Origin of the sequence: Streptomyces sp. NPDC101165 (genome assembly GCF_044768135.1) — a bacterium.
In the GTDB taxonomy this organism is placed as follows: domain Bacteria; phylum Actinomycetota; class Actinomycetes; order Streptomycetales; family Streptomycetaceae; genus Streptomyces.
The window spans coordinates 172,808-199,544 of the sequence record NZ_JBIWPG010000007.1 but is presented as its reverse complement, the minus strand read 5'-3'; the positions used below and the strand labels follow the sequence as shown (position 1 = coordinate 199,544).

At 73.2% G+C, this 26,737-nt stretch carries 25 protein-coding genes and 1 pseudogene; 10 read left to right on the top strand and 16 right to left on the bottom strand.

The genetic code is table 11. From position 1 onward, the window contains the following. Positions 1-22 precede the first annotated feature (22 nt). The 4 genes from ACIRVH_RS16910 to ACIRVH_RS16895 all read right to left on the bottom strand — a co-directional run bounded on the left by ACIRVH_RS16910 (position 23) and on the right by ACIRVH_RS16895 (position 3,425). Positions 23-991, bottom strand: a complete 969-nt coding sequence (locus ACIRVH_RS16910) for an acetylxylan esterase (RefSeq protein WP_403953435.1) — start codon at positions 989-991, stop codon at positions 23-25. Between the two features lie 212 nt (positions 992-1,203). Then, positions 1,204-1,788 (bottom strand): hypothetical protein, encoded by a 585-nt coding sequence (locus tag ACIRVH_RS16905; RefSeq protein ID WP_403953433.1) that lies wholly within the window; start codon positions 1,786-1,788, stop codon positions 1,204-1,206. Between the two features lie 268 nt (positions 1,789-2,056). Beyond that, entirely contained in the window at positions 2,057-2,812 is a 756-nt protein-coding gene (locus ACIRVH_RS16900; RefSeq protein ID WP_403953943.1) for a ferredoxin reductase, read from the bottom strand. Positions 2,813-2,819: 7 nt separating this feature from the next. Next, positions 2,820-3,425 (bottom strand): sulfite oxidase-like oxidoreductase, encoded by a 606-nt coding sequence (locus ACIRVH_RS16895; RefSeq protein WP_403953430.1) that lies wholly within the window; start codon positions 3,423-3,425, stop codon positions 2,820-2,822. A 167-nt stretch (positions 3,426-3,592) separates the two neighbouring features. Between ACIRVH_RS16895 and ACIRVH_RS16890 the strand changes: the two genes are divergently transcribed. Beyond that, positions 3,593-4,519, top strand: a complete 927-nt coding sequence (locus tag ACIRVH_RS16890; protein ID WP_403953427.1) for a zinc-binding alcohol dehydrogenase family protein — start codon at positions 3,593-3,595, stop codon at positions 4,517-4,519. Then, positions 4,516-5,283, top strand: coding sequence for a GNAT family N-acetyltransferase (locus ACIRVH_RS16885; protein ID WP_403953425.1), 768 nt, complete (start codon positions 4,516-4,518; stop codon positions 5,281-5,283). Before ACIRVH_RS16890 ends, ACIRVH_RS16885 begins: the two co-directional genes overlap by 4 nt. Before the next feature lie 7 nt (positions 5,284-5,290). Here the strand turns inward: ACIRVH_RS16885 and ACIRVH_RS16880 are convergent, their stop codons facing one another. Then, a complete protein-coding gene (locus ACIRVH_RS16880) occupies positions 5,291-5,689 on the bottom strand; it encodes a MarR family winged helix-turn-helix transcriptional regulator (RefSeq protein ID WP_403953942.1) in 399 nt (132 codons plus the stop codon). Positions 5,690-5,814: 125 nt separating this feature from the next. On the opposite strand from ACIRVH_RS16880, the gene ACIRVH_RS16875 reads away from it, so the two are divergent. Further along, positions 5,815-6,891, top strand: coding sequence for a hypothetical protein (locus ACIRVH_RS16875; RefSeq protein WP_403953424.1), 1,077 nt, complete (start codon positions 5,815-5,817; stop codon positions 6,889-6,891). A 69-nt stretch (positions 6,892-6,960) separates the two neighbouring features. Here the strand turns inward: ACIRVH_RS16875 and ACIRVH_RS16870 are convergent, their stop codons facing one another. The 3 genes from ACIRVH_RS16870 to ACIRVH_RS16860 are packed head-to-tail and all read right to left on the bottom strand — an operon-like array spanning position 6,961 to position 10,885. Beyond that, the gene (locus tag ACIRVH_RS16870) at positions 6,961-8,208 is read right to left on the bottom strand and encodes a VWA-like domain-containing protein (RefSeq protein ID WP_403953421.1); all 1,248 of its coding nucleotides are present in this window, start codon (positions 8,206-8,208) and stop codon (positions 6,961-6,963) included. After that, complete coding sequence (locus ACIRVH_RS16865) at positions 8,205-9,458, bottom strand: AAA family ATPase (protein ID WP_403953419.1); 1,254 nt, start codon at positions 9,456-9,458, stop codon at positions 8,205-8,207. Before ACIRVH_RS16865 ends, ACIRVH_RS16870 begins: the two co-directional genes overlap by 4 nt. A 44-nt stretch (positions 9,459-9,502) precedes the next feature. Continuing rightward, positions 9,503-10,885, bottom strand: a complete 1,383-nt coding sequence (locus ACIRVH_RS16860; RefSeq protein WP_403953417.1) for a hypothetical protein — start codon at positions 10,883-10,885, stop codon at positions 9,503-9,505. A 324-nt stretch (positions 10,886-11,209) separates the two neighbouring features. On the opposite strand from ACIRVH_RS16860, the gene ACIRVH_RS16855 reads away from it, so the two are divergent. Then, positions 11,210-11,995 carry a putative protein N(5)-glutamine methyltransferase gene (locus ACIRVH_RS16855; RefSeq protein WP_403953416.1) on the top strand — a complete coding sequence of 262 codons (786 nt, stop codon included), beginning with the start codon at positions 11,210-11,212 and terminating at the stop codon, positions 11,993-11,995. Positions 11,996-12,025: 30 nt separating this feature from the next. Here the strand turns inward: ACIRVH_RS16855 and ACIRVH_RS16850 are convergent, their stop codons facing one another. Beyond that, positions 12,026-14,092: a SpoIIE family protein phosphatase gene (locus ACIRVH_RS16850; protein ID WP_403953413.1), complete on the bottom strand. Its 2,067-nt coding sequence runs from the start codon at positions 14,090-14,092 to the stop codon at positions 12,026-12,028. A gap of 287 nt (positions 14,093-14,379) precedes the next feature. Here ACIRVH_RS16850 and ACIRVH_RS16845 point away from each other — a divergent pair, with 287 nt between their 5' ends. From ACIRVH_RS16845 to ACIRVH_RS16830, 4 genes are all read left to right on the top strand, one after another. Further along, on the top strand, positions 14,380-15,264 hold the full coding sequence (locus ACIRVH_RS16845; protein ID WP_403953410.1) for a hypothetical protein: 885 nt from the start codon (positions 14,380-14,382) through the stop codon (positions 15,262-15,264). Positions 15,265-15,398: 134 nt separating this feature from the next. After that, entirely contained in the window at positions 15,399-15,767 is a 369-nt protein-coding gene (locus ACIRVH_RS16840) for a hypothetical protein (protein ID WP_403953407.1), read from the top strand. Positions 15,768-15,954: 187 nt separating this feature from the next. Continuing rightward, a complete protein-coding gene (locus ACIRVH_RS16835) occupies positions 15,955-17,970 on the top strand; it encodes an FAD-dependent oxidoreductase (protein ID WP_403953405.1) in 2,016 nt (671 codons plus the stop codon). Positions 17,971-18,000: 30 nt separating this feature from the next. Then, complete coding sequence (locus ACIRVH_RS16830) at positions 18,001-18,573, top strand: PadR family transcriptional regulator (RefSeq protein ID WP_403953402.1); 573 nt, start codon at positions 18,001-18,003, stop codon at positions 18,571-18,573. 10 nt (positions 18,574-18,583) lie between these two features. Here ACIRVH_RS16830 and ACIRVH_RS16825 read toward each other — a convergent pair whose 3' ends face one another. Both ACIRVH_RS16825 and ACIRVH_RS16820 read right to left on the bottom strand, forming a co-directional pair. Continuing rightward, positions 18,584-19,141, bottom strand: a complete 558-nt coding sequence (locus ACIRVH_RS16825; protein ID WP_403953400.1) for a hypothetical protein — start codon at positions 19,139-19,141, stop codon at positions 18,584-18,586. 200 nt (positions 19,142-19,341) lie between these two features. After that, complete coding sequence (locus ACIRVH_RS16820) at positions 19,342-20,340, bottom strand: fibronectin type III domain-containing protein (RefSeq protein ID WP_403953398.1); 999 nt, start codon at positions 20,338-20,340, stop codon at positions 19,342-19,344. A 354-nt stretch (positions 20,341-20,694) separates the two neighbouring features. On the opposite strand from ACIRVH_RS16820, the gene ACIRVH_RS16815 reads away from it, so the two are divergent. Next, positions 20,695-21,420, top strand: coding sequence for a glycoside hydrolase family 75 protein (locus tag ACIRVH_RS16815; RefSeq protein ID WP_403953395.1), 726 nt, complete (start codon positions 20,695-20,697; stop codon positions 21,418-21,420). A gap of 209 nt (positions 21,421-21,629) precedes the next feature. Here ACIRVH_RS16815 and ACIRVH_RS16810 read toward each other — a convergent pair. The 5 genes and pseudogenes from ACIRVH_RS16810 to ACIRVH_RS16790 form a co-directional block, all read right to left on the bottom strand. Next, positions 21,630-21,884: pseudogene (locus ACIRVH_RS16810) on the bottom strand (SDR family NAD(P)-dependent oxidoreductase); the annotation flags it as partial. Positions 21,885-21,979: 95 nt separating this feature from the next. Further along, the gene (locus ACIRVH_RS16805) at positions 21,980-22,390 is read right to left on the bottom strand and encodes a PTS-dependent dihydroxyacetone kinase phosphotransferase subunit DhaM (protein WP_403953393.1); all 411 of its coding nucleotides are present in this window, start codon (positions 22,388-22,390) and stop codon (positions 21,980-21,982) included. After that, positions 22,383-22,994, bottom strand: coding sequence for a dihydroxyacetone kinase subunit DhaL (dhaL, locus tag ACIRVH_RS16800; protein ID WP_403953390.1), 612 nt, complete (start codon positions 22,992-22,994; stop codon positions 22,383-22,385). The genes ACIRVH_RS16805 and dhaL overlap by 8 nt, the downstream gene beginning before the upstream one ends. A gap of 46 nt (positions 22,995-23,040) precedes the next feature. Then, the gene (dhaK, locus tag ACIRVH_RS16795; protein WP_403953387.1) at positions 23,041-24,033 is read right to left on the bottom strand and encodes a dihydroxyacetone kinase subunit DhaK; all 993 of its coding nucleotides are present in this window, start codon (positions 24,031-24,033) and stop codon (positions 23,041-23,043) included. Positions 24,034-24,401: 368 nt separating this feature from the next. Beyond that, a complete protein-coding gene (locus ACIRVH_RS16790) occupies positions 24,402-24,833 on the bottom strand; it encodes an SsgA family sporulation/cell division regulator (RefSeq protein ID WP_403953384.1) in 432 nt (143 codons plus the stop codon). A gap of 293 nt (positions 24,834-25,126) precedes the next feature. On the opposite strand from ACIRVH_RS16790, the gene ACIRVH_RS16785 reads away from it, so the two are divergent. Then, entirely contained in the window at positions 25,127-26,737 is a 1,611-nt protein-coding gene (locus ACIRVH_RS16785; protein ID WP_403953381.1) for an SDR family oxidoreductase, read from the top strand.

Here is a 26,737-nt window from a genome sequence, read left to right as displayed (position 1 = left end):
CCCGCCCCTTTCTGCCGTCTTCTCAGGCGTACGGCCGCAGCCAGCGCAGCTTCCGTTCCTCCTGGAACGGCCCGCCGCCCTCATGGTCGTTGAAGTCGTACACCTCGATCGCCTTGTCCTCGTGCGCCCATGCGTTGAACGCGGCGAACACGGTCGACGGCGGGCAGGTCTGGTCCTCCAGGGCCGCCGAGAAGAGCGCCGGGGCCCGGCCGCGGGCCGCGAAGTGCACGCCGTCGAAGTAGGAGAGGGTGCGCAGCACGTCCGCCGCGCGGCCCCGGTGCGTCTTCAGGAACAGGCCTATCTCCCGGTACGGGTGACGCTCCGTCAGCGTCGTCGCACGCGGGAAGTCGCACAGGAACGGCACGTCCGGGGCGACCGCGACCAGGTCGGGCAGCAGCCCGCCGACGGCCAGCGCGATGCCGCCGCCCTGGCTCTCACCGATCACCACGGTCCGCGCCGCGTCGGTCAGCGGATGCGAACGGGCGGCCTCCACCGCACGCACGGCGTCCGTGAACACGCGCCGGTAGTAGTAGTTCTCGGGGGCGTCGATCCCCCGCGTCATGTACCCGGGATAGGCGGGCGCGGCGCCCACCGGGTCCGCCGTGCCGCCTCCGCCGCCCCACGCGCTGCCCTGCCCGCGGGTGTCCATCACGAAGTGCGCCCGGCCCGAGGACGCCCACAGCAGCTTCTCGTGCGGGAGACCGCGTCCGCCGCCGTAGCCGATGAACTCCACCACCAGCGGCAGCGGTTCGGTGGCGCCGGCCGGCAGTCGCAGCCAGCCCTTGACCGGGTGACCACCGAACCCGGCGAACGTCACGTCGTGCACCTGCACCGTGGACAGCCCGGCGTCCACCGGCTCGAAGCGGGCGTCCAGAGCGTGCTCGCGGGCCTCCTGGAGCGTCTTGTCCCAGAAGTCGTCGAAGTCCTCCGGCGCCCCGGACTCGCTGCGGTACGCACGGAGTTCGTCGATCGGGAGGTCGAACAGGGCCATCGGCAACCGCCTTTGCGGAGGGAGCGTGAAGGGTGACTATGTGCTCTCACCGTACGTGGATGATCGGATGACTTGCCAGGCCTGCGCCGGGCACGGACTCGCTCGGCAGCTCCTTGCCTGTAGTGATCGCGCTGGCCAAGGCGGCGAAATCGCTTGCTGCTCGTGCCCGGTGGGGTGATCGCCGGGGATCCGGTGGTCGGGTCACCTGCCGGTCAGGTCCTCGGCTGGTTCCACTTCGGTCCCGTGCGCGCCCATTCCCGTTCCCACTCGGCCAGTCGGTGTCGCAGCGCGATCCGGCGCTCCAGCGCGTGCCCGAGGAGGACCACGGCCACCGCACCGCCCGTCGCGCACACGCCGACCGTGATCGTGTGCTGCCAGACCGCGAACTCGTCCGGCGGCGGGGCGACACTGCGACCCCGGGCGTCGAACCACACGGTCACCGGGTCACCGGCCCGGGTCCCCGCCGGGACACGGGCCATCGCGGTACGCGTCCCCTTGCCCGGCTCGGTCCAGCGGACCCGGGCACGGTAGGGATGATCACGGTCGCCCTGCTCCGTGGGCAGCCGCTCGGGCGTGTTGCCGACCACCACGGCCTGCACCTGACGCCGCTCGGCCCGCTGCGACGCCGCGAGCGAGCGCGCCTGCTCATGGGCGCGCAGGCCCGCCGCCACCCCGGCCAGGGGTGTGACCACGAACAGCAGGACGATGACGACGAGTACGGTCCACGCCTCGATGACGTCCGAGCGGCGCCGCAGCGGATTGCGCCGCCAGCGCCAGCCACGCACCTGGGTACGCATGTCCACCTCCCTGCCGGAGCCGGAGGGCCGGGCGAGCCGGGTCACCGGTCGTCCGCTCCCGCCGCCGCACACGAGCGTCCACACCGGTCTCGTACCCCGTACGGCGCACCTCGCTCACGCCGCCTACCGCGACTTCAAGCCCTCATGGAGCACGGCATGCGGCACGCGCCCCAAGGCGGCGCGAGCGGCCGCGCACGGGATCCGCACGCCCAGGGGCGTGCCGTGGCCGCAGCGAGCGATCCGCGGCCGAAGCGGAAGCGTTCGATCCCTAGCCGAAGCGCTCGATGCGGATGCGGTCGACCGGCTGGCCCGCCTCGACCAGCAGGCGGGAGGCGTGCTCGGCGAACCCGTTGGAGCCGCACACATAGGCCTCCCACCCGCCCGGAGGCTGCTCGGCCAGGAGCGGCGCCACATGTGCGGCCGCCATACGACCCACCGGTACTCCCGCGGGAGCGCTGCGCGTGAACACCGCTGTCGTCTCCCCGCCCAACTCCCCGGCGTAGATCAGCTCCTCGGGGCTGCGTGCCGACACCAGCATCCGCAGCGGAACGGCGAGGTCCCGCGCCCGGTGGTGCCGCACCATCGACATCAGCGGTACGACCCCGGAACCGGCCCCCAGCAGCAGCGCGGGCCGGTCGCCCGGCCAGGCGAAGAACCCGCTCAGCGGGCCGCGCACCTCGACCGTGTCGCCGGGCCGGGCCACCGTGTTGAACCAGCCCGAGACCTCACCGCCCGGCACATGGTCCAGAGTCAGCTCGATATGGCCGGAGTCGTCCGGTGCGGACGCGATCGAGTAGTGGCGCTGGGCCACATAGCCGTCCTCCGCGGTCAGCCGCAGCATCAGATGCTGCCCGGGCAGGTGCCCCGCCCACTCCGGCACCGCGAGCCGGAACGTGGCCGCGTGCGAGGTCTCGCGCCTGATCTCCGTCACGGTGGCCGGCTGCCACACCGACGCCGCCTGGCTGCTCACGGCGATGCGGCCGGGCACGGCGAAGCGGGTCGCGGGAGTGAAGTCCGTGGTCACCGTCGTCTCAGTCACCGGAGTACCGCTGTTCCTCCCACGGGTTGCCCCGCTCGTGGTAGCCGTTGCGCTCCCAGAAACCCGGCTCGTCGTGGTCGAGGAGCGTGATACCGGCGATCCACTTGGCGCTCTTCCAGAAGTACAGGTGCGGCACCAGCAGCCGCGCCGGGCCGCCGTGCGCGGGTGCGAGCGGCTCGCCGTCGTACTCCCAGGCGATCCAGGCGCGCCCGCCGGTGAGGTCGGCGAGCGGCAGGTTCGCGGTGTAGCCGGTGTGCGAGTAGGCGATCGCATGGGTGGCGGACCCATGGGGCCGGACCACATCGAAGAACGTGTCCAGCGAGACACCGCCGAACCGCACCCCGAACTTCGACCAGCTGGTCACACAGTGGATGTCACCCGTGTACGAGGAGGCGGGCAGGGCGTGCGCCTGCTCCCAGTCCCAGGTCTGCGGCCGCTCCACCAGTCCGTCGATGCGGAAGGACCAGTCGGCGGGCGTGAGGTCGGGGGTGACCTCGGCGGACAGGACGGGCCAGTCGTCCCCGGCGTCGTACTGCCCCGGTGGCAGCCCTGGATCGGAGACACGCGGGCGACCCGTGAAGCCTCGGGTGACGTTCATGGTTCAACCGTACGCTGTCGCCGCGGGTGCTCCGTCCCAGGTCAGTACCCCGACCGTTGCGGCCGTACGAACTCTGCGCAGGGCCGGGAATAGCCGCCCCGCACTGCTCCTTGGCCTGAGTGCCGGCCGGTGCGCCGGTGACAGTACGAGGGAAACGAGGACAGACGATGCCCAAGGCGTACGTCTTCACGCGGTACGGCGGCCCGGAGACCGAGGCGCTGACCGACGTGGAACGGCCGACCCCCGGCCCCGGCCGGCTGCTGGTCGCGGTCCGGGCGGCGGGAGTGAACCCCGTCGACTGGAAACTGCGAGGCGGTTTCCGCCGCCCCGGCGAGAGCGCCGAACGCGTCTTCCCCGCGGTCTTCGGCAGCGAGGCCGCCGGTGTCGTCGAGGAGGTCGGCGCCGGTGTGACCGGGTTCGCCGTCGGCGACGCGGTGTTCGGCAACACCGTCGACGGCGGATACGCCGAGTACGCCCTGCTGCGCGCCGACCAGGCCGCGCACAAGCCGGCCGGACTGTCCTTCGCCGACGCCGCAACCCTGCCGGTCGCCGCGGCCACCGCCTACGACGGGGTCCGCCAGCTCGGGCTGCCCGAGGGCGCGACCCTGCTGGTGACGGGCGCGGGCGGCGGGGTCGGTACCGCGGCCGTCCAGATCGCCCGTGCCTTCGGAGCGAAGGTGGTGGGCGTGGCGAGCGAGAGCAAGAAGGAGTTCGTGGAGTCGCTCGGGGCCGTGCACGTGCCCGGGGGCCCGGGCCTCGCCGAGCGCGTGCGGGCCGCCGCACCCGAGGGCATCGACGCGGTGTACGACCTGGTGGGCGGCGAGACGCTCGCCGAGGCGGCCACCCTGCTCGCCGACCGGACCAGGCTGGTCACCGCGGGGGCCGCGCCCGGGACCGTCGCCGAGCTGGGCGGCTCCCGGGTCGCCCGCGCCCGCACCGCCGCGGTCCTGGACGCCGTGGCCGACCTCGTCCTGCGCGGAGCCCTGAACCCGCATGTCACCCGCACCTTCCCGCTCGACCGGGCCGAGGTGGCCCTGCGCACCGTCGAGGACGGGCACGCCCAGGGCAAGATCGTGATCGAGGTGACCGCATGAGCGACCCGACCGGCACGGGCACCAGCACCGGCTCCGGCGAGGTGACAGCCACCCCGCACGTCCTCGACAACCCCGCCCTCGCCTCCCTGACCGGCCCGCACGCCCACTTCGCGGAGCGGCGCGGTCGCGTGCTGCGCTACCCGCTGGACGTCTCCCCGTGGTCGGCCATGCCCAGTGAGCCGGACGCGGACGACTGGGCGGACCTCGCCGTGCTGGCCGGCCCCGGCACCGAGGTGCCGTTGGCCGGCTACTGCGGGGAGGTGCCGGACGGGTGGGAGGTGACCTTCCACGTCGAGGGCGTGCAGCTCGTGGACGAGGGCCTGGCCGCCGCACCCGACGCGGAGGCGGTCCGCCTCGGCCCGGCGGACGTACCCGAGATGCTCGAACTCGTGGTGCGCGCCCAGCCCGGCCCCTTCCTGCCACGTACCATCGAGATGGGCACCTACCTGGGCATCCGCCGCGAGGGCGCCCTGATCGCGATGGCGGGGGAGCGGCTGCACCCGCCGGGCTGGACCGAGATCAGCGCGGTCTGCACCGACCCGGCCTTCCGCGGCGAGGGCCTGGCCACCCGCCTGCTCCGCGCGGTCGCGCACGGTGTCCGGGAGCGCGGCGAGACCCCGTTCCTGCACGCCAGCGCCCGGAACACCAACGCCATCCGGCTGTACGAGTCCCTCGGCTTCCGGCTCCGCCGCCGCACCGCGTTCCTCGGGGCCCGGGCCCCCGAGCACCTGTCGGACGGCCGGGCCGCCGTACCGGTGCCGTGACCGGTCGTCAGTCCGAACCGGCCCCGGACGGCCCGGCGTTGTATCGCTCCAGGTAGGCAGCGAAGCGGATCAGGTCCTCCTCGGCCCAGTCGGCGAGCCGCTCCCGGAAGGCGCTCCGGCGGCTCCGGGTGACCTGCGCGAGGATCTCCTGGCCGGCCTCGGTCAGGTGCAGTACCTGGACCCGGTGGTCCTCCGGGTCCAGGCGCCGCTCGATGAGCCCGGCCCGCTCCAGCGCGGCCACCTGGCGGCTGACCGTGGACTTGTCCAGGGCGTAGTGCGCGGCCAGGTCGGTGGCCCGGCAGCCGCCGCTCTCCTCCAGGTGGCCGAGGAGGGTGTACGACACGAGCGACAGCTCGGGATGCATACGTCCCGCCGAGGCCCGGGCCCGGCGGGCGAAGATCGTCATCTCGTGCTGGATGGTCTCGACCGCCGTCTGTGCTGCTGTCACCGGAATACCTCCTCCGCCGCTCTAGTTGTATAGTACAACTTGAAGTGAAAGTTGTATAAGCCAACTATTGGAGGTCGCGCCCGATGAGGTCACCAGCGCTCCGCCATGTGCTCACGCACCTGATCACCCCGCTGCTGATGTGTCTGGGCATGGGGCTCGCGTACATGGGGGCCTTCGTGACCCCGGAGCCGAACCACCTGCCCGTCGCCGTCGTCGGCGCCGGACCCCGGGCCAAGGTGTTCGCCCAGACCGTCAAGGACACCGTGGGGGACAAGCTCGACGTCCGCACCGTCGCCACCCGCGCCGCCGCCGTCGACCTGCTGAAGTCCCGGGACGTCACCGGCGCCTACGTGCCGAGCACCGAGGCGCCCGAGCTGCTGGTGGCCACCGCCGCCTCCGACATGGGCGCCACCGCCGTCGAGAGGGTCTTCACACCGGTCGCCGCCGAGGAGGGTGTCCCGCTCAAGGTGACCGACGTGGCCGCGCCGGTCGCCGACGACCCCACCGGCCAGGGCCTGTTCTTCCTGCTGATCGCGCTCAGCATCGGCTCCTACGCCTCGGTCGCCGGCCTCGGCGCCGCGGGCGCCACGCTCCCGATGCGGATACGTACGCTGCTCGCGCTCGGTGTCTCCGCCGTGGTCAGCGGCATCGGCGCCCTGCTGGCCGGGCCGGTGTTCCACCTCGCCCACCACGGACTCGGCAGCCTGTGGGGCATGGCGTGGCTCTACTCGGCGGGCATCCTCTTCATCGGTGTCGGCCTGCACACCTTCCTCAAGCGGTGGACCACGCTGACCATGATGGTGCTGTTCGTGATGCTCAACTTCACCAGCTCCGGCGGCCTGTTCCGGCCCGAGCTGCAGAACGGCTTCTTCGGCACCCTGCACGCCTTCTGGAACGGCGCCGGCTTCGTCGAGGGCGTCCGCAGCCTGCTGTACTTCGGCGACGACGGCCTCGCGCGCAACGTGTGGACGCTCGTGATCTGGCTGCTCGTCGGCCTCGCGGTGACCGCGATCGCGGCCACGTACGAGCGGGCCCGGGCGCCCAGGCAGGCGACAGCTCTTCCCGAGCCCGCGCCGACCGCGGAGCCGGTCCGGCAGAAGGCCGAAGCGGCGGTCGATGAAGAGGCCGAGGCGGAGGTCGAGGAGACGGTCGGCGTCTGACCCGGCCGACGTACGGGGAGAGGGGGCGCACCGTCCGGCGACGGACGGCGCCCCCTCGCCACGTGAGGCTCACCGGCCCCCGGGCCCGATCGTCACCACCCGGGCCCACTCGGGCGGTGCGTCCGGCCGGTACTCGGGGTTGTCCTCGTCCCGGGACCCGCTGCCCGGCCGCTGCCGGGGAAACAGGCCCACCACCGTCCGGCACGGTGGCCGCGACTCCGGCCAGCGTGTCTGCCCGTCCGTCAGGACCACGACGACGTCCGGGCCCGGCCGTGCCCGCAGCGCCTGAGTGAAGCCCGTCCGCAGGTCCGTCCCGCCGCCGCCCACCAGCGGGATCCCCTCGGCCCGGCACAGCGGGTGCACGGTCTGGGCCGCCGCGTCGCACGACACCACCGTGACCAGGTCGCGACGGCCGCCCACGGCCCGGGAGATCGCGGCGACTTCCAGGAGCGCGCTGCCCAGTTCGGCGTCGCTGACCGATCCGGACGTGTCGACGACCACGCACACCCGAGGCGGCCTGCGCCGCAGACTCGGCAGGACCACGCCGGGCACCCCGGCCGAGCGCCGCGCCGGACGGCCGTAGCTGTAGTCGTCGCCCGAGCCCGCGCCGGAGACCGCCGAGCGCATCGCCGCACCCAGCAACTCCCGCCAGGGCTGCGGCGGATGGAATGCCTCCTCGGCCCACCGCTGCCACCCCTTGGGCGCGTTCCCCGGCGCGCCGGTGATGCCCTGCGCCACCCGGAAGCGCACCGCGTCCCGTTCCTGTTCGCTGAGCCCGTGGGCGCCGTCCGGCCCCAGGTCCCACTCACGTTCCAGGCCGTCGGCGCCGCTGCCGCAGTCCAGCCAGGCCAGCGACTGGTGCCGTGGCCCGAGCCGGAACAGCCGCAGATAGTCCTCCATCAGCTCGCCCTCGGGCAGCTTCAGTTGCCCGGGCGTGACGGCGCCTTCCGGCCGTGCCAGCCCGTCGCCGTACACGTCGTCGTTGATCTCGAGGTCCGCCGCGATGTTCATCCGCAGCCGCTCCCCGCGGCCGTGCAGTCCGCGCTCCCGGGCCACCCGGTCGCCGCGTCCGTGGTGGTCGCGCAGCAGGTGCGCCACCTCGTGCACCCACACCCCGGCGAGATCCTCCACGGGGGTCCGGTCCACGAAGGCCGGTGAGACGTAGCACCGCCAGTGCCGGTCGACGGCCATCGTCGGCACCTGCCGCGACTCGACGGGACGCAGCGCGAACAGGGCCGTCGCCAGGTAGGGCCGCACCCGGGCCGCGTGCAGCCGGGCGGCGAAGAGTTTGCCGAGGTCCAGCGCACCGGCCGTCATCGGCGGGCCCCGGCCGCGACCGCGGACCGGCGGACGGCCTCGTCGGCGCGCCGGGACAGGGAGACCACACCGGCGAGCCGCTCGATCGCCTCCGGTACGTCCCAGTCCTCGCGGCGCAGGGAGGCCAGCGTGGTGGCGGGGACGACCACCACGTCCGGGGCCCCGGTCTCCATCGCGCGGACCAACAGCGTCCACGCCGCGTCCCAGCGGGCCCGTTCCGGACGCTTGCGGATCGCGTCCACCACGCCGTCCAGCACGGCCTGCCGCAGATCCCCGCGTTCGGGCAGCACCGCACCCGCGGGGTCGGCCAGCAGGGCCTCGGGATCCGGCAGGTCCATCCGGTCCAGGCTCGCCAGCAGTTCAAGGCCCGGACCGTCCCCGACCGTCCCCCTGACCAGCAGGGACAGCACCTCGCGGGAGGAGCCGGCGGCGGTCGCGAAGGCGATCAGACGCAGGGTCATCTCCCAGCTGCGGGGCGACGGCCAGGCACCGCCCCGGCGGGTCTCGCCGCTGGGCAGCCGGTGCACGAGTGCCGGGCGCGCGGTGAGGAAACCGCAGACCGCGCGCCGCGCGAAGTCCACGGCCTCCGGCAGCTTCTCCGCGTCGAGCCGGGGCAGGGCGGCCCTGGGCCAGGTCCCGCCCAGGCCGCGTACGACGACGTCGTGGTCGTGCGTCCACTGGAGGTGCACGAACCGGTTGGCCAGGGGCGGGCTCAGTTCCCAGCCGTCGGCTGCCGAGGACCGCGGATTGGCGGCGGCCACGATCCGCACACCGGGCGGCAGCCGCAGCGCGCCGATCCGCCGCTCCAGCACCACCCGGAGCAGGGCCGCCTGGACGGCGGGCGGCGCGGTGGACAGCTCGTCCAGGAACAGCAGTCCGCGCCCGGCCCGGACCAACCGCACCGCCCAGTCCGGCGGCGCCATCGGGACCCCCTGTCCCGCCGGGTCGTCTCCTACCACGGGCAATCCGGAGAAGTCGGACGGCTCGTGGACGCTGGCGATCACGGTGGTCAGCGGCAGTTCCAGGGCGCTCGCGAGCTGCGTCAGGGCTGCCGTCTTGCCGATGCCCGGCTCACCCCACAGCAGCACGGGGAGGTCGGCGGCCACGGCCAGGGTCAGCGCTTCCAGCTGGGTGTCGGCGCGGGGCTCGGTGGTCGCGTCCCGCAGTAGGGCCAACAGGTCGGCGGCGACGTCGAGTTGAGAGGTCTGGGAGGGCGTGTCGGGCACGACGAAGGGAGTGTATGAAGACATATGTGGTCACCTGGGATGTGAAGTCGGTGGACGGGAACGTGAATTCAGCTGAGGAACGTCGCCTGACGAGGGCGTCGGCGGTGGTGTCGGGCGGCGCGGGGCTTGGGATCGACAGGGGCGGGGCCTGGACCGACGAGCCCCGCCCGGTAGAGCCCGTACGTGATCTTCCGGGCGGCGGCCGCCTCCAGCTCGTCCCGCAGGGAGCCGTCACGCAGTAGCGCGCCGGGACCCAACAGGCCCTCGACCACGGCCAGCGCGCCCGCGGTGTCGCCGTGGTCCAGGCGTTCACGGACACCCGTGAGGCGGTCCGGACGCCGGTGCGCCTCGTCGATGGCCTGCAGACAGGGCAGCGGCGGTCCGCCGAGCGCGACCAGCAGGTCCTCCCGCCGGATCTCCTCCGGAGCGTGATCCAGCGGGGCCAGCACGCCGTCGACCAGGCCGATCCGGTGCCGGGCTCCCCGGCACGCCACGAGCCGTGGTTCCCCCGCCCGGTCGGGACAGCGAGGCGGACCGGACGGCGTGTGCTCCGGCACGAGCGCGGACGTGACCAGCGGGTGCAGGCGGTCGGGTTCGAGCAGACCGGCCCGCAGCAGCTCCAGATCCGGCAGGACCCAGGTCGCCGCGTCGGGCAGGACGGGCAGCGCGGACACGCCGCCCCCGGGCAACGACGCCGCGACCCGCAGCGCAGCCGGAGCCCCACGCTCGCCGTTCGCGACCAGGTCCAGCACCAGTCGGCGCCGGCCGCCGAGCCGCACGACGAAGGGGCCGGCGGACCGGGAGGCGGATCCGAGCAGGACGGCCGCCTCGGCCGCCCATCGGCCTGTGGCACAGCCGACTCCCGGCGGCACCAGGTCCGGCAGCTCCGGGTCCGTCACGGGTGCGTCGGCCCCGGACCGGCCCCGCAGCTCACCGGCCCGGCGTGCATCCCACAGGTGCCGGTGCAGATCGAGCCGGTAGCGCCGGCTGGGGCGCGGATGCGGATGGCGGGCGACGCCCGAGCGGGACCCGTCCCACAGCGCGAGGCCGATCCGCTGACCGGCGTCGGCCCAGGCGGGAGGTGTCCGGGCCACCAGATGCACCGGGCCGCCCGCCGCCTGCCCCGGGTCGTCGTACCGGGCCAGGGTGAGGGTCAGTCCCGGGCGCAGCAGCCCGTCGGGCGCGATCCGCGGCATGTGCCAGCGCAGCAGGTCGGGAGCGAGGTGGCGGAGGTCGGCGCGGACCCGGGCCGCGAGATCCCGGCCGTGGTCGCGGGCGACCGAACGCAGATCGAGGTCGACGTCGACACCGGCGGCGGCGCACGCCCCCGCCCAGTCCCCGGCGCGGCGGCGGACGGTCGCGGTCTCGATCATGGAAGGCGGCACGGCGAACTCGCGCACGCGCAGCCACAAGGAGAGTCGGGAATCCCCGTACGCGGTCTGAGTGAGCATCAGCACTCACCTTGCGCGGACGGGACCCCCAATCTGGCAGCAGAATGAGTGGTCATCGCGGCGATCGTAACCGGCCGTACTCTGCCGCGCCAGGCAGTTTCGAACTCGGCGCGGGCGACGGCCGATGCCGCCACTGGGGTAATGTAGCCGTCCGGCCGCGCACGGTACGCGGCCACCGGCTGTCGAGGAGGTGGGACCCATTACCGCTGTGTCAGCTGGGGTGCTCTCTCCTTGTGACAGCCATCTGTGACTGCGCGGACCACCGGCACCGGTGACCGCGAGAGCGCCCTTCGGCTCCAGGTTTCCGAAAGGCTTTCGGCTTCCATGCCCTCCCTGCCCCCGCTCTCCCCTTCCGCCGTCGTCTCCACGCTGCGTGCCGCCGGGTGCGTCTTCGCCGAGGACGAGGCGGAGTTGCTCCTCGCCGCCGCCCGCACCCCCGGGGAACTGTCCGCGATGGTGGACCGGCGCGCCGCCGGACTTCCGCTCGAACTCGTCCTCGGCTGGGCCGAGTTCCACGGTCTGCGCATCGCCGTGGACGAAGGCGTCTTCGTCCCCCGCCGCCGGACCGAGTTCCTGATCGACCAGGCCCTGGCCCAGTCCCCGGACACACGGGTCGTGGTCGACCTGTGCTGCGGCTCCGGTGCGCTCGGCGCGGCCCTGGCCGCCGCGCTGGGTGCCGTCGAGGTGCACGCGTCCGACATCGACCCAGCGGCCGTACGCTGCGCCCGCCGCAACCTCACCCCGTACGGCGGCCGGGCCCACGTGGGCGACCTGTTCGACGCCCTGCCCACCGGCCTGCGGGGCCGCGTCGGCATCCTCACGGCCAACGTCCCCTACGTCCCCAGCGCCGAGGTGGCGCTCCTCCCGGCGGAGGCCCGCGACCACGAGCCGCAGACCGCCCTCGACGGTGGCGCGGACGGCCTCGACGTGCTGCGCCGGGTGGCCGCCGGGGCCCCGCAGTGGCTGGCGCCCGGCGGCTGCCTCCTGACCGAGACCAGCGAACGCCAGGCGCCGGCGGCCGTGGAGGCCTTCACGCGCGCCGGTCTGACGACCCGTCTGGCGGTGGCGGACGAGGCGTACGCGCACGTGGTGATCGGCGTACTGGACTAGGGCCTGATCCGCCGGACGGGCCCCGGCAGCTCACTCCAGTTCCTGGGCCCGGGCGATGAGCAGGGCCACGTCGTCGTGGTTGTCGGGGTGGTGCAGCGTCCGCAGGAGCAGGTCGCAGGCCTCCTCCAGGGGACGGGCGGGGTCGCCGAGCAGGGACAGCAGGAAGTCCAGGCGTTCGTCCAGGGAGTGGCAGCGGGTCTCGACCAGTCCGTCGGTGTAGAACACCAGCTCGTCGCCCGGCTCGAAGTCGACCGTCACGGTGGAGAACTCGACCCCGCCCACGCCCAGCGGTACCCCGGTGGGCAGGTCGAGCAGCTCCGGCGGGTGGCCGGGACGCACCCGGGCCGGGGGGAGGTGGCCGGCGTTGGCGATCCGGCACTGCTGCAGATGCGGGTCGTGCACGGCGTACACACAGGTGGCGATCGAGTGGTCCAGGGCCGAGGTCGTCTTGTCCAGGTGCTCCAGCAGCAGCGCCGGGTCGAGGCCGAGCGAGGCCAGCGTGGTGGTCGCGGTGCGCAGCCGGCCCATCGTGGCGGCTGCGCTGATGCCGCTGCCCATCACGTCGCCCACCACGAGCGCCGTGCGGTCGCCCTCCAACGGGATGACGTCGAACCAGTCGCCGCCGACCTCGCTGGTGGCGCCCGCGGGCTGGTAGCGGGAGGCCACCTCCAGGCCCGCGGTGACCGGCGGATGGCTGGGCAGCAGGCTGCGCTGCAGGGTGAGCGCGGTGTTACGGGCGTTCTGGTACCAGCGGGCGTTGTCGATCTGCATGGCTGCGCGGGCCGCAAGCTCGCGGGCCAGCAGGACGTCGTCCTCGTCGAAGGCCGCCGGATTGCGGGTCCGCTTGAGGTCGAGGGCGCCCAGCACCTCACCGCGGGCGATCAGCGGCACGGCCAGGTACGAGTGCATGCCCGCCCGGCCCAGCAGCACGGCCGCCTCGGGGGAGCGGGCGATGCGCGGCAGGTCCTCGTCCTTCACATGGGGCACCAGCACCGCCTCACCCGTACGGACGCACTCGGTGACCAGCCGGTCGGGCCCGTACGTGGCGATCCGGCCGGGCGCGTCGGCGGCCCGGACGGCGTCCGACTCCTGCTCGGCGCGCAGTGCCAGGGCCCGGATCACCGCGGGCTCCGACGGGCCGAGCGTGCTGGGCCGGCCCTCCACGACGGCGTCCAGCAGGTCGACGGCGGCCACGTCGGCCAGCGCGGGCACGGCGACCTCGGCCAGCTCGAACGCGGTGCGCTCCAGCTCCAGCGTCGTACCGATCCGGGTGGAGGCGTCGGCGATCACGGCGAGCCGGCGCCGCGCCTTCTCGGTCTCGATACGCCCGCGGTAGGCCTCGGTGATGTCCACCACCGAGGCCGCGACGCCGAGCACGGTGCCCACCGAGTCCTCCAGCCGGTAGAGCGACACCGACCAGGCGTGGTCCTCGTCCGGATCCGCCGGGGTCCGGCCGATGGTGGACTGGGCGACCATGGGCACCCCGGTCTCCATGACCCGGCGGGCCGCGTTCTCCAGGGCGTCGACGTCGAGCAGCGGCAGCATCTCGCCGACGGTCCGTCCGACGTGCTCCTCGGCGGGGATGCCGTTGATCTTCGCGAGGGACGGGTTGATCGAGACGTACCGCAGGTCCGTGTCGAACACCGCGAATCCGATCGGTGACTGTTTCACCATCCGCTCGGACAGCGCCACGTCCTGTTCGAGGCGGCGCACCGTGGACCGGTCGGCCGCGAGCCCCAGCGCGTACACGTCGCCCTGGTCGTCCAGCAGGCGCATGTTGCGGAACTCCACCAGCCGCGTGCCGCCGTCCTTGACCCGGATGGGGAACGCCCCGGCCCAGCTCTGACCGGTCTGCATCACGTCGGCGAACAGCTTGCCGACCAGCTCGATGTGCTCGTCGTGCACCATCAGCCGCGCGGCGAACTCGCCCAGCGCCTCCTGCGCCGAGTAGCCGAACAGCTCCTCCGCCTGGGGGCTCCACAGCACGATGCGGCCCTCGGCGTCCAGCACCACCGACGCCACGCTCAGTACGTCGAGCAGCCCGCTCGGACGCACCGGCCCGCCGCCCTCGGCCACCGGAGCCCCGGCTGCACTCATGCCATGCACCGCCTTCGCCCGTCCGCACGGCACGCCGTCCCCCGTGCCGACTCCCCTTGTTCTATCGCGCTCACACCCAACTCTCCGACGCCGTCGCCGACTATCTCCACCATCTCTCAACACGGCGGCGGACGTCCGCCGAAGTAACCACCCCCGTGACCCGCGGGCAAGCCCCCGGGCCCATGAGAGTTCACGCTGATGTTGTTCTTTGGTCTGTACATGACCATCGGGCCCCGCCAGACTGTCCGCCGACCGAGTGCCCCCACCCCCCGCTCGAGGAGTCGGCCATGCCCGCGTCCCCGTCCGTCCGGCAACGTTGTCACACAGTCCTCGCCGGACTCGTCACCCTGGCCACCGCCGCCGTCGTGTCCCTCGCCGCACCCGCCCCGGCCTCCGCCGCCGACAACTGGACCGAGACCGGCTCCGACCGCGCCGACCCGCTGACCGAGAGCCAGGGTCTGACCTCGGTGGAGGTCCCGGCGAACAGCCCCAACCGGTACACCGGCATCGGCACCATCCCCATCGGCGTCTCCAGCCGCGGCTGGAACCACGTCGGTGACCCCGATGCCTCGTACAACGGCTACTACATCGAGCCCTACCAGCAGGACTCCGGCAACTCGAAGATGTTCCGCGTGCAGGCACCGGGCGGCGCCTGGTCGGAGTACGTGCACACACTCAGCCCCGGCGAGGCCCTGAACAACTCCTGGGACGCGATCTCACCGGACGGCCAGTGGATGCTGGCGGGGGAGTGGGGCACCATGAACCGCCTGCTGGTCTTCCCGACCCCCGGCATCAACCCGAGCACCTCGCCGTCGGCGAACCTCCCGCAGGCCTCCAAGGTCAACCTCGACCACGCCGTGCGCGACGTCCAGGGCTGCGACTTCTCCGGCCCGACGACCCTGCTGTGCTCCTCGGACGACCCGGACGGCTCCCTCTTCGGCATGACCAAGCCCCTGCTCCAGATCGACCTGTCCGCGACCCCGGGCTCGGCGGACGTCTCCGGCCATGTCACCGCCCTGCGTCAGCTGCCGCTGCGCAGCTCCTGCTCGGGCACCTTCGAGGCGGAGGGCATCGACTACGACCGCCGGACCGGCGTCCTGCGCGTGATCGTCATCTCGCCCGGGTTCTGTGTGCTCACGGACAGCAAGACGTACAAGTTCGCGCGCGGCTGAGCGGATGGGCTCCCCGCCGCCTCCGGTGCCGCGACAGGTGGTGCGTTTCCGGAAAGTGGTGGTTTTCTGGGGAGGTGGCGCGGTGCGCGGGGAGCCCGCGGTATCGCGCCACCGCCATGAGAGGAGCGACCACGATGGCCCGTGAGCGATCGCACGAGGAGTCCGTCTCTCTCGAGATCAGCGGATGCAGCAAGGAAGACGCCCGGATCGTGTTCGACGCGCTGTGCGAGTGCTTCGAGTCCGACCGGTGCGCCGAGGACGTGCCGCAGCAGCTCCATGAAACGCGCCCGATGGTGTGGCTCGGCACCTTCGAGGTCACCGACGCCCACGCCTGCAGGCCGCCCGCCCGGCTCGCGGCCTCCGTCGAGGCGGACGCGCAGGGCAGCTACTGGGCGATCAACCGGCTCCACAGGACGCTGGACTCGATCTTCGCGGTGCGCAACCTCTCCTCGGCCTCGGGGGATCAGGAAAGGGAGCTGCACGTCCTGCTCGAAAGCCGGTGACACCGGACCGGCTGCACCACCCCCGGCCGCACGGTGCGGCCCTGTGGTGGACCGGGAGTGACCGACAGTGTACATACTGGTAGTTACAGAGTGATCGGGTTCACCTCCGCGCGTTTATGCAACTAGTTGCACAATGGCTCCGGGGTCCTCTAGAACAGAGACCACCACACCGCGCACGGAGGGCCCGATGAGCCGTTACCCCCACCTGATGTCCCCGCTCGACCTGGGATTCACCACCCTGCCCAACCGCGTGCTCATGGGCTCCATGCACGTCGGTCTGGAGGAGGCCGAGCGAGGCTTCGAGCGGATGGCGGCGTTCTACGCGGCCCGCGCGCGCGGCGGAGTCGGGCTCATCGTCACCGGCGGCATCGCGCCCAACGACGAGGGGCGGCCGTACGAGGGCGGCGCCAGGCTCACCACCGAGGCGGAGGCCGAGCAGCACAAGGCCGTCACCGAGGCCGTGCACCGCGAGGGCGGCCGGATCGCGATGCAGATCCTGCACTTCGGCCGGTACGCCTACCACCAGGACCTGGTCGCCCCGAGCCCGCTGCAGGCCCCGATCAGCCCCTTCGTGCCGCGCGAACTGACCGACGCCGACGTCGAGCGCACCATCGACGACTACGCCCGCGCCGCCCGCCTCGCCCGGCAGGCCGGTTACGACGGCGTCGAGATCATGGGGTCCGAGGGCTACCTGATCAACGAGTTCATCGCCGCCCGGACCAACCACCGCACGGACCGCTGGGGCGGCTCGTACGAGAACCGGATGCGCTTCCCGGTCGAGATCGTCCGGGGGGTGCGCGAGGCCGTCGGCGAAGACTTCATCATCGTCTACCGGCTCTCCATGCTGGACCTGGTCCCGGGCGGCTCCTCCCTTGAGGAGGTCGTCACCCTCGCCAAGGCCGTCGAGGCCGCCGGCGCGACGATCATCAACACCGGCATCGGCTGGCACGAGGCGCGCATCCCCACCATCGCCACCTCGGTGCCGCGCGGCGCCTACACCTGGGTCACCAAGAAGCTCATGGGCGAGGTGTCCGTGCCGCTGGTGACGACCAACCGCATCAACACCCCCGAGCTGGCCGAGGAGTTGCTCGCCGACGGCTGCGCGGACATGGTCTCCATGGCCCGCCCGATGCTCGCCGACCCCGACTTCGTCAACAAGGCGGCGGCCGGCACGCCCGAGGCCATCAACACCTGCATCGGCTGCAACCAGGCCTGCCTGGACCACACGTTCAGCGGCAAGATCACCTCCTGCCTGGTCAACCCGCGCGCCTGTCACGAGACGGAACTGGTGCTCTCCCCGACGCGGCTGAAGAAGCGTGTCGCCGTCGTCGGTGCCGGTCCGGCGGGCCTCGCCTGCGCCGTCAGTGCCGCCGAACGCGGCCATGACGTGGTGCTCTTCGATGCCGCGAGCGAGATCGGCGGCCAGCTGAACGTGGCCCGCAAGGTCCCCGGCAAGCAGGAGTTCGACGAGACGCTGCGCTACTTCCGCCACCAGCTCGACGAGCACGGCGTGGACGTACGCCTCGACACCTGGGTCACCAGCGAGGACCTGGCCGGCTACGACGAGGTCGTCGTCGCCACCGGCGTCACCCCGCGCACCCCCGAGATCCCCGGCGTCGACCACCCCCGCGTCGTCGGCTACCTGGACGTCCTGCGCGACGGCGCCCCCGTCGGCGACCGCGTCGCCGTCCTCGGCGCCGGCGGCATCGGCTTCGACGTCGCCGAGTACCTCACCGACGGCGGCGACAAGGCGAGCGAAGACCCGGAGACGTACTTCCGCACCTGGGGCGTCGACATGGACTACGCGGCGCCGGGCGGTCTCGCGGCGCCGCAGCGGCCGGCCCCGCCGCGCACGGTCCACCTGCTCCAGCGCAAGACCACCAAGGTCGGCGCCGGACTCGGCAAGACCACCGGCTGGATCCACCGCACCGAGCTGAAGCACCGCGGCGTGACCATGGTTCCGGGCGTGCGCTACGACCGCATCGACGACGCGGGCCTGCACATCACGGTGGGCGACGAGAGCACGGTCCTCGAGGTCGACACCGTCGTGCTGTGCACCGGCCAGGAGCCGCGCCGTGACCTGTACGAGGAGCTGGTCGCCGCCGGGCGCAGCGCCCACCTGATCGGCGGCGCCGACGTCGCTGCCGAACTGGACGCCAAGCGGGCCATCAAGCAGGGCACCGAGGTGGCGGCGGCCCTGTAGGGGCCGTACGCCCGTCCCTAGGATGAGCCCATGTCACTCCCGCACGCCATCCTCATCGCCCTGCTGGAGAAGCCGTCGTCGGGTCTCGAGCTGACCCGCCGGTTCGACAAGTCGATCGGCTACTTCTGGTCCGCGACGCACCAGCAGATCTATCGCGAGCTGGGGAAGCTGGAGGGCGAGGGCTACATCCGCACCCTGCCGGCCGAGCAGCCGGCCCGTGGGCAGAAGAAGAGCTACGAGGTTCTGCCCGCGGGCCGCGCCGAACTGGCCCGCTGGACCGCCGCCTCCCAGGACCCCAAGCCGCAGCGGGACATCCTGCTGCTGCGGCTGCGCGCCGCGGCGGTGGTCGGCACGGCGGGCCTCCGGGCCGACCTGCGCCGCCATCTGGAGCTGCACCAGCGGCAGTTGGCCGAGTACGAAGAGATCGAGCGGCGCGACTTCCCGCCGGACCGGGCCGCCCCGCAGGACCGCCTCCGGCATCTGGTCCTGCGGGCGGGCATCGACCTGGAGACCTTCTGGACCCAGTGGCTCAGCCACGCCCTGAAGGAGTTCGCCGAACTGCCCGCCGAAGCACCGGAACCGACGGCCGACACGTCCGGCTGACAGGGAGGTCTCAGAGGCGGTACGGCTTCGAGCGGCGGCGCAGGAACCAGGCCGTGCCGACCACGCCCGAGGTCACCAGGGCCACGCCGACGCCCAGCGTCAGCGGGCCGTAGTCGCGGGCCGCACCGCCGAGACCGCCCATCACGCCGCGCGCGGGGGGCGCGGGGGGCGCGGGGGGCGCGGCGCGCGTCGAGGAGGTCGTGGGGGTCGTGGCGGCCGACACGATCACGGACTGGCTGCCGGCGGTCACGCCGTTGGAGCACACCACCACGACCGTGTACGTGCCCGGGCTCACTCCCGACCAGGCAGCGGACTGGCTGATGGTGGTGCCCGACAGGGCCACCTGGCGGCCCTGGGCGAAGTTCGCCTGGCCGCTGCTGAGCAGCGAGGCGGTGCCCCAACTGCCGTTGTTCTGGACACAGGCGCTGGTGACGACCGAGACCGTGGACCCGGTGGTGCTCACCGAGATTCCCGACACCGCGGCCGAGGGCCCGGCGAGTGCGGTCGGGAGCGCGGCGGCGGCCGCCAGGGTCAGGCCGGAGCGGAGGAGGAATCTGGAGTTTCGCATTGGCTGGCCTCCGGCGGCACGGTTGGCGGTACATCCCATGCGCCGCCGAGGGTCGGGAAACGTCCGTGCTGCCCTCAAGGGCAGCAAACGCGTCCCCGGACCCCGCCGCACGCGGACCGCGCCCGGTCAGGTGACGGCCGACGGGATTCGTCCGTCCGGTGCAGGCCCGACTCCGGCCCACAACTCCGGCCCACCGACCCTCAGCCGCCCGTGCCCATGCCCGCCTCCCCGCCTGTGGTCACGGTCCGCTCCGCCGAGAGCCCGCCCCAGGTGCCGTCCGGCAGTCGCGCCCGCAGCCGCACCCGGTGCTCCGCCCCCGCGTCCCGCCCGACGTAGAAGCTGTAGCGGGCCCGGCCGCGCGGCGGATCGCCGCCCCACACCAGGGAGGTGGCCGTGGTGCCGTCCAGCCGGATCTCGTACTCGGTGATCACTCCGTCCACGCGCGGCGGATCCCAGGCGAGGTCGATGTAGTAGGCCCCGGCGGACCGGTGGGTCGTGGCGGTGAACCCGGTCGGCGCGGTGTCCCGGCCGTCGTCGGTGCCCGGCGTAGTGATCCGGACCGGCGCGCCGGCCGGCGAGAGGTTGTCGGCCGCGTCCCGCGCCCGCACGGTGAAGACGTACCGGGTGCCGGGACGCAGCCCGGTGACCACGGTCGCGGTCTGGCCGCCGCCGACGCTGTGGATCTTCGCGTCGCCCTGGTAGACGTCGTACGACACCACGCCCTTGTCGTCCCGGGATGCGGCCCAGGACAGCTGGACCGCCCGGCTGCCGACCGCCCGGCCGGCCGGCCGCAGCGGGCGGGTCGGGGCCGAGCGGTCCGCCGCCACCACGGCGGGTGTCCGCGCCCGCACCTCGCGGCTCGGCGGACCGAGCCGGCCGTCCCTGTCCCGGGCCCGCACGGTGAAGGCATACACGGTGGACGGCCTGAGCCTGGTGACGTCCACCATGTGCTGCGAGCCCGGTACTTCGGTGACCTTCGTGGAGCCGCGATACACCTCGTAGATGCGGATCCCGGGCCCGTCCGGCACCGCGTTCCACATGACGTGGACGCTGGTGGCGCTCCCGGCAGCGGCGGTGACGCCTGTCGGAGCGCCGGGCGCCCGCCCGCCGTCGCCGTCGGCCGCACCGCTCCGGCCGCAGGACGCCACCAGCACCATGGCGCCGCAGGCCAGCACGGGCCGGAGGGGAACGCGTCGCACGGCGCTGCCTCCCTGGGGACGGCATCACGGGCAAAGGTCCGGACCAATATGACCCGGCGTGTGCGGCCGAAGCAAGGGGGGGGGCGTGTTGGTGACCATGTGCGGGAGTTACGTATGCTGAGGGTTCCCTAGGGCTGAACTCCCCGAGAAGGAGGGGAAGTTCATGCCCGTGGCGCGGAAACGCTGTCGTCGCCGAACCCGCGCCGACGCGGGCGGCCGGGGGGCCTGGGCCGACATCGGCTCAGGTCCCCGGTCCCTGTTGCTTTCTCACAGGGCGTCAGGAGGGTGCTCCATCTGGCCCTATAGGGGTGGCTGTGCTCGCCCCCCGACACCACTTTGGGCAAGGTGTCCGGAATGTTCCAGAGGAGAGAGTCCCTCAGAGCGCGTGTCCAGTCGCTGACGCTGGCCACGGCCGGCGCCGCCCTGCTCGCCCCGACGCCGCTGCCCGCCGCTGCCGTCCCGCCCCTGCCGGGGCCCGCGACCCACAGCGAGGGCTCCGTGGCCGCCGCCGACCTGCTCGACCGGGTGCGCTCCTGCACCCAGGTCTCCAGGGGCCGGTACCGAACCGACGGCGGCACCCGCTCGGCCGTCCCCGTCTGCGGCACCCGCAAGGCGGTGTTCTGGAAGGCCGACCTGGATGTCGACTGCGACGGACGGCCCACCACCCGCTGCAACCGCCGTACCGATCCGATGTTCTCCGCCGCGACCGCCTACCAGCAGTCCGACGGCCGCCACTTGAACGCCGCGTCCCTGCCGTACATCGTGATCCCGGCCCCGAGCGGCATCTGGAACCCCCGTGTGCAGGGCGTCCGGGGCGGCTCGGTGGCGGCCGTGATCTACCAGGACCGGGTGCAGTACGCGGTCGTCGGCGACACCGGCCCGCGCGACATGATCGGCGAGGCCTCCTACGCCACCGCACGGGCCCTCGGCATCAGACCCGACCCGCGCAACGGCGGAGTCCCCTCCGGCGTCACGTACATCGTCTTCAAGGACTCCGAGGTCGCCCCCATCGAGGACCACCGGGCGGCGGTGGAGACAGGGGAGCGGCTGGCCCGGCAGTTCGTGCAGGCCAAGCATTGAGATCGGCGGGGCGCGGGCGGCGGGCGCGAACGGCGCCCCAGCCGTTGTCCGCGGGCAGCATCGCGCCGTCGGTGCTGCCCGCCGCGTCCGAGGCCGGGAACGCGATCGCGGCGGCCTGCTCCTCCGGTTCGGAGGTGCGGTCGACGTTCCCGAAGCAGGGCCCGAGCACCGAGCGCCGCCGGGCCGTGGGCGCCGTCCTCCGGGTACCGGGCGATGGCGGTCCGGGTGCCACCGGGGGCGATGGCGTTCGCCCGGATGCCCTGGTTCCGGTACATCCCGGCCAGGGACTTCGTCAGGCCGACCATGCCGTGCCGGGACGCCGTGTGGGCGGCGCCGGGCGGGCTGCCCCGCCGGCCGGCCTCGGAGGCGGTGCCTACGATCGGCGGGCAGCACGGCTGTGTCCTGGGCCGCCCGCACCGTCTCGGCCGCCCTGTCCGCGGCCGCTGGCCGCCGGCCGAGGGCACCCGGGGCCGCCGGGCGCCCTTCGTGCCCGCCGAGTCGGGTGGTCGGTGGGCACGGGCCGGGGTCCAGGGAGCGGAGCCCCCCGGACCCCGCTCGGTCACACCTTGCGGTAGCTGTACGCCTCCACTGCCGCCGCCTCCACCGCGTCGAGGTCCGCTCCCGTGGCCGCCGTAACGACCGCAGCCACCGCCCCCTCGACGAACGGCGCGTCCACCAGCCGCGCGCCGTCAGGGAGTTCGTCACCCTCGGCGAGCAGTGCCTTCACGGTGAGCACCGCACTGCCGAGGTCGGTGAGGACGGCGACCCCGACCCCCCGGTCCACGGACGCGGCCGCCGCGGCGATCAGCTCGGCGCTGGTGCCGAGCCCACCTCCCTCGGTGCCGCCCGCCGCGGCGACGGGCACTTCGGTGGCTCCGCCCGCCAGGCCCTTCGCCAGCTCGGCGACGGACGTGGCGACCTCCGCGCTGTGCGACACCAGCACGATCCCGACCAGTTTCCCGTCACTCACCGGACGCTCCCGAAGCCGCTTCTTCCAGTCCGGCGATCAACAGGGCCGACGACGTGGCCCCCGGATCCTGGTGCCCGATGCTGCGCTCGCCGAGATAGCTGGCCCGGCCCTTGCGGGCCAGCAGCGGAATGGTGGCCGCCGCACCCTCCTCCGCGGCCGACCGCGCCGCGCCGAATCCGTCGCCGAGCGCGTCCACGGCGGGGACAAGGGAGTCGATCATGGTCTTGTCGCCGGGTGCCGCACCACCCAGCGCCATCACCCCGTCCACGCCCGCCCTGAGCGCCTCGGCCAGCTGCTTCTCGCTGACCTCGGAGGCATCCCCGAGTGCCTTGCCTGCCTTGCGCAGCAGGGTGCCGTACAGCGGCCCGGCCGCCCCGCCGACCGTCGAGATCAGCCGGCGCCCGGCCAGGATCAGCACGGCGCCCGGGGTGGCCGGCGCCTCCTCCTCCAGGCTGGCCAGGACGGCGGTGAACCCGCGCTGCATGTTGCTGCCGTGGTCGGCGTCCCCGATGGCCGAGTCGAGGGCCGTGAGCCGTTCCGCCTCCCGGTCGACGGACGCGGCGGTCGCCGTCATCCAACGGCGGAAGAAATCGGCGTCGAGCACTGGATCTCCTTGCGTCGTAGGGGTGTTGACCGCTTCGTCCGCCGTGTCACATCCCCCAGCGCAGGGCCGGGGTCTTCACCGGTGCGTCCCACAGCCGCAGCAGTTCCTCGTCGACCTGGCACAGCGTGACCGAGGCGCCCGCCATGTCGAGGGAGGTGACGTAGTTGCCGACGAGGGTGCGGGCCACGGTCACGCCCCGCTCGCCGAGCACCCGCTGCACCTCGGCGTTGAAGCCGTACAGCTCCAGCAGCGGGGTGGCGCCCATGCCGTTGACCAGGACCACCACGGGGTTGCGCGGGGGCATGTCCTCCAGGATGGCGTGCACCGAGAAGTCGGCGATCTCCCCGGAGGTCATCATCGCCCGCCGCTCCCGGCCCGGCTCGCCGTGGATGCCGATGCCCAACTCCAGCTCGCCGGAGGGCAGATCGAAGGTCGGAGAGCCCTTGGCCGGGGTGGTGACGGCGCTCAGCGCGACACCGAAGCTGCGGGCGTTCTCGTTCACCTGGCGTCCGACGGCCTCCACCCGCTCCAGCGGCTGTCCCTCGGCCGCCGCGGCACCCGCGATCTTCTCCACGAACAGCGTCGCGCCGGTGCCGCGCCGGCCGGCCGTGTACAGGCTGTCGGTGACCGCCACGTCATCGTTGACCAGCACCTTCCCGACCTGGATGCCCTCGTCCTCGGCGAGTTCGGCCGCCATGTCGAAGTTGAGCACGTCACCGGTGTAGTTCTTCACGATGAACAGCACGCCGGCCCCGCTGTCGACGGCGGCCGCGGCGCGCGCCATCTGATCCGGCACCGGCGAGGTGAACACCTCTCCGGGACAGGCCGCCGAGAGCATGCCCGGACCGACGAATCCGCCGTGCAGCGGCTCGTGCCCCGAACCGCCGCCCGAGATCAGCGCGACCTGCCCGGCCACGGGAGCGTCCCGGCGGACGATCACCCGGTTCTCCACGTCCACGGTCAGCTCGGGATGCGCGGCCGCCATACCCCGCAGCCCGTCTGCCACCACGGTCTCCGGGACGTTGATCAGCATCCTCATGGGTGTCTCCTCGTGAGCTTGGCACTGGGGCTCAGGACCTGCTGCGTCGCAGATCACCGGCGCTGAGGGCAGTTGTTGATCTTGGCGGTTCGTTGCGGTTCCTTGCGCTTCCTTACGGTCCGAGGCGGGGCGTGGCGGGCCCGTCGCCGGCTCATGCCGACTTCGGTCACGGGCTGTCAGGTGCCGACGGCCACCTGGCAGAGGTGGTCGCCTGTCCCGTCTATTGGCAGTATCGACCTTGCGGCAGCGAAGGTCACCTGCGATCGTGCGGCTTCACGGTGCGTAGCGTCCAGTCGGCCCCCTGTGCTCGCTGCTCGTGTGGGGCGGCGCCGCACGGGACGGACGCTGCCCCGATCCCTTGCCACCGGTCAGTCACGGCGCAGCAGTTCCGCCACGACGTCGTCCCAGTGCATATGGGAGCCCTCCGCGCCGGCGGGTACCACCTCGAAGGTCTCGGTCAGCCAGCCCCGGAACGCGGTGGCCGGTACGTACAGCGCGGCGGCCCCGCCCCTGCCGCGCAGCACGATCCGCACCGTGGTGGGTCCATGGCAGCGGCAGGGTGGCCAGACGCGGACGTCGCCCTCGCCGGAGGGGCCGTGCAGACCCGCGTTCAGCAGGTCCCGTGAGAACAGCCAGGGTGCGGTGGTCCCGGGGCCGCCGCGGAAGTCCAGCCGGACGGCGAGCGGATCGGCGGAGTCGTAGCTGAAACGAACCTCGATCGGGACGGCTTCGGTGGCGCTGAGGACCAGATGGATGGTCAAGTCGGTGTGCAGGCGCTCTGTTCGGCCGGTCGAGTGCATGGCGCCTCCCAAGTGAGCGGAACGCGGGCTCTGTCGCATACCGGGGGCGAGCCTCCGGGCGCGACAGCGGCAGCGCGCTCGACCGCCGGCCCGAAGCTGCCCCACTCCCGCTTCCGCACGGCGCCGCGGAGCGGATGCGGACGGGTGGCCCGTATCCCGGGAGGTGATGATCACCGCTGCCACCAGGGGAAGAGCCGGCGGGCCGCCGCATCCGGCCGCCCGGCTCGCACGGAAGAGACAGGTGAGGGCCGCGACAGCGGCGGGCGACGAAGAGGTGGGCGGTGGAAGCGACCATGGGCGACCACGACACCGCAGGGACCGGGCACCCGGCGGACGGCGGCCTGACCTGCCTGGTGACCGGTGCGACCGGGTACATCGGCGGCCGGCTGGTGCCGGAGCTGCTCGACGCGGGCCACCGGGTGCGCTGCCTGGTCCGCACCCCGAGCAGGCTGCGTGACCACCCCTGGGCCGCCCGGGTGGAGATCGTGCAGGGCGACGTGACCGACGCCGAGTCGGTGGCGCGGGCGATGGACGGCGTGGACGTGGCCTACTACCTCGTGCACGCCCTCGGCACCGGGCGCGGATTCGAGGACACCGACCGGGACGCGGCCCACGTCGTCGGCGAGCAGGCCCGACGGGCCGGCGTCGGCCGCATCGTCTACCTGGGCGGACTGACCCCCGGTGCGGTGCCCGAGCGGGAACTGTCACCGCACCTGCGCTCCCGCGCCGAGGTCGGCCGCGTCCTGCTCGCCTCGGGCGTGCCCACGGCCGTGCTCCGCGCCGCCGTCATCATCGGCTCCGGCTCCGCCAGCTTCGAGATGCTGCGCCACCTCACCGAGCGGCTGCCCGTGATGGTCACCCCGCGCTGGGTGCACACCCGGATCCAGCCGATCGCCGTACGGGACGTCCTGCGCCTCCTCGTCGGCTGCGCACGTCTGCCCCGCGAGGTGAACCGCACCTTCGACATCGGCGGCCCGGACGTGCTGACGTACCTCGACATGATGCGCCGCTACGCCGCCGTGGCCGGCCTGCACCGGCGGCTGATCGTGCCCGTCCCCGTCCTCACCCCCGGCCTGTCCAGCCACTGGGTCGGGCTGGTGACGCCGGTCCCGGCCTCGCTCGCGCGTCCCCTGACGGAGTCCCTGCGGCACGAGGTGGTGTGCCGCGAGAACGACATCCGACGGTACGTGCCCAGCCCGCCCGGCCACCCCGTCGGCTTCGACCGCGCCGTCGCCCTCGCCCTACAGCGCATCCGCGATGCCCAGGTCACCACACGCTGGTCGTCGGCCTCCGTGCCCGGCGCCCCCAGCGACCCGCTGCCCACCGACCCCGACTGGGCGGGCGGCAGTCTCTACACCGACGTGCGCCGACGCGACGCCGGCGTCCCGCCCGAGGTGCTGTGGGAGGTCATCGAGGGCATCGGAGGGGAGAACGGCTGGTACTCCTTCCCGCTCGCCTGGGCGGTACGAGGCCGTCTGGACCGCCTCGTCGGCGGTGTGGGCCTGCGCCGGGGACGCCGTGACGCCCGGCGCCTGCGGGTCGGCGACTCGCTGGACTTCTGGCGGGTCGAGGAGATCGAACGCGGTCGCCTGCTGCGGCTGCGCGCCGAGATGCGGCTGCCCGGCCTGGCCTGGCTGGAGATGGTTGTGGACGGCGACGTCCACGAGCCCGCCCGGTACTGGCAGCGGGCCCTGTTCCACCCGCGCGGGCTGCTCGGCCACCTGTACTGGTGGAGCGTCTCGCCCCTCCACGCCGTCGTCTTCGGCGGCATGGCCCGCAACATCGTCCGCGCCGCCGAGCGCCTGGCACCCCGGCAGGACGGGCACGGGACGACTGCGTCCACCGAGCCGGTCACGGCCGAAGACTTCCGTACCGGTTCCCGACACCCACCCGGAAGAAGCTGA